The following is a 2472-nucleotide window of genomic DNA, read 5'->3' on the forward strand; positions in this document are numbered from 1 at the left end:
CTGCGACAACCTCACGGGTGACGGCCAGCCTGTCGATCTGTACACGGCGCTGAACGAGGACTACGACCTCATCGGCAACGTGAACACCTACGCGCTGGACGTCAACTCCGACGCGGTCGCTGCATCGATCATCACGTTCGCCTTCGACACCTCAACGGTGAACAACGTGAGCGCGCCCGGCAAGTCGCACGGATCGGGCAAGAGTACCGACGCGATGAAGAACAAGTTCCCGGAGTGATCCGCGGCGCCGCTCAGCGGTGAAGCCGACCCGGCCGGTCACGAGCGATCGTGACCGGCCGAGTTGCTTCCATGGGTGAGGTCAGCGGGCGCCGGCGAACCGCCCGGCCGCGGCATCCGTCATCGTTGCGGCGTCGGCGGCCGCGAGGGCGACCATCACGTCGTCGGTGAGGTCGTCGACGTGCTCCAATCCGATGGAGAGCCGCACGATTCCCGCCCCGGGCTTCGCCGCCGCGGCGACGGGCCGGTGCGTGAGCGAGGCGGGATGCTGCACGAGCGAGTCGATGCCGCCGAGCGACACGGCGTGCTCGATGAGCTCGCAGGACTCCGTGAACCGGGCGGCCGCATCGAAACCGCCCGCGAGCTCCACCGCGATGATGGAGCCCGGTCCGTCGAGCTGGCGGCCCAGGAGGCCCTTCGGATCCTGACCGGCGAGGCCGGGATAGAACACGCGGGCCACGGCGTGGTGGGCGCTGATCCTCTCGGCGAGCACACGCGCGGTCTCCTGCTGCGCGCGCACCCGCAACGGCAGCGTCCGCAGCCCCCGGTGCAGCAGGTACGCGGCCATCGGGTGCAGCAGACCGCCCGTGAGCGCGCGGACGCAGCGCAGTCGTTCGACCCAGACCTGGTCGGTCGCGACGACTCCGCCCATCACGTCGCCGTGCCCGCCGAGGTACTTCGTCGCGCTGTGCAGCACGAGGGTGGCGCCGTGCCGGACGGGCTGCTGCAGCACCGGAGTGGCGAAGGTGTTGTCGACGAGAACCGGAACCTCGCCCGCAGCGGTCGCGACCTCGGCGAGGTCGACGAGTTCGAGCGTCGGATTGGCCGGCGTCTCGACCACGACCAGCCCGGTGTCGGGCCGGATCGCCGCGGCGATGCCCTCGACGGTCGTCCACGTCACGGTGGTGCCGAGCAGCCCGCTTTCGAGCACGTGATCCGAGCCGCCGTAGAGCGGGCGGACGGCGACGACGTGCGGCTTGCCCGCATTCACCGACGCGATCAGGCACGCGGTCAGGGCTGCCATGCCGCTGGCGAACGCCACCGCACCCTCGGTCGACTCGAGGTCGGCGAGCGCGTCCTCGAACCGCGCGACGCCCGGCTGCCAGAGGCGCTGGTAGACCGCACTGCCGCCCGGCCCGCGGTCGTGACCGGTCGAAAGCTCCTCGTACGCCAGACCGCCGAGATCGACATCGGGCAGCGGATACGTCGTCGAGAAATCGATGGGCGGAACGTGAACACCGGCCTCGCGGAGACCGGCCATTCCGGCGTGCACCGCTCGGGTCTCGAATCGGGGATGCCTCTTGTCCATTCCTCCAGAACAGCAGATCGTCCCTCGATCCTCAATCGACCTTGAAGGATGCCGCCCCACGGGTATCGTTTGCCGCAGATGCTTCATCCACCGCGCGGCGAAGGAGCCCCATGGCGCAGGTCCTTGATCTCGACAGAACCGACCGCGCACTGCTGCGCGCGCTGACCGCGAACGCCCGTGCATCCGGGGCATCCCTGGCCGCCACGCTCGGCATCGCAGAGTCGACCGTGTCCCTCCGTCTGCGCAGGCTGCAGACCAGCGGGGTGATCCGCCGCTATCGCGTCGATCTGAACCCGATCGCGCTCGGCGCGACCGTGCAGGCGCTCATCGCCATCCGCCTGGTCAAGCATGCGCGCGAGGAGATCGAGGCGTTCCGCCGCTCCGCGCCCAGCCTGCCCGGGGTGCTCAGCCTCTTCCACATGGCGGGCGCCGACGACTTCCTGCTCCACGTGCTCGCGCGGGATGCCGCCGAACTCCGGGAGTTCGTGCTCGCGCACCTCACGGGGCACCCCGCCGTCGCGCACACCGAGACGAACCTGATCTTCGAGCACGCCGACGGTGACGGCTGGCAGCGCCTGATCGGCTGAGCGCTTCCCTGCGTGAAACCCTCCGAGGCGCGCGATCCCATTCGATCTGTGCGTGCGCGACGGAGGGTTTCGCGCCGGACGGAGGGTTTCGCGCCGCAACGAGGAGCTCAGCGCGCCTCGATCAAGCCGGAGGGCGCGCCGAGCAGGATCTCGGCGGCCCGCGCCATCTTCTCGACGTACCCCTCTCCGTCGATGCCGCGGGCCAGCGACTGGGCGTTCAGACCGTCGATCATTCCGAGCACCTGCCATGCGGCATCCGAGGAGTCCGGCGTCGTGAAAGCCTCCGTCGCGCATCCCTCGTCGATGACGCTCGCCACCATGCGGTGCCACGCGTCCATC

Annotated in this window: 3 protein-coding genes and 1 pseudogene; 2 read left to right on the forward strand and 2 right to left on the reverse strand. The window is 69.8% G+C overall.

Going from position 1 to position 2472, the window contains the following annotated elements:
- Positions 1-238: hypothetical protein (locus tag VFX99_RS11580; RefSeq protein WP_329666446.1), on the forward strand; the 238-nt coding region annotated here is incomplete at its 5' end.
- 81 nt (positions 239-319) lie between these two features.
- On the opposite strand, the gene VFX99_RS11585 is transcribed toward VFX99_RS11580, so the two are convergent.
- Positions 320-1546, reverse strand: coding sequence for a PLP-dependent aspartate aminotransferase family protein (locus tag VFX99_RS11585; protein ID WP_329666447.1), 1227 nt, complete (start codon positions 1544-1546; stop codon positions 320-322).
- Between the two features lie 110 nt (positions 1547-1656).
- Between VFX99_RS11585 and VFX99_RS11590 the strand changes: the two genes are divergently transcribed.
- Entirely contained in the window at positions 1657-2133 is a 477-nt protein-coding gene (locus VFX99_RS11590) for an Lrp/AsnC family transcriptional regulator (protein ID WP_329666448.1), read from the forward strand.
- A 107-nt stretch (positions 2134-2240) separates the two neighbouring features.
- On the opposite strand, the pseudogene VFX99_RS11595 reads toward VFX99_RS11590, so the two are convergent.
- Positions 2241-2472 (reverse strand): annotated as a pseudogene (locus VFX99_RS11595) (TetR family transcriptional regulator); the annotation flags it as partial.

The sequence above is a fragment of the Microbacterium sp. genome, from assembly GCF_036277215.1.
Taxonomy (GTDB): domain Bacteria; phylum Actinomycetota; class Actinomycetes; order Actinomycetales; family Microbacteriaceae; genus Microbacterium.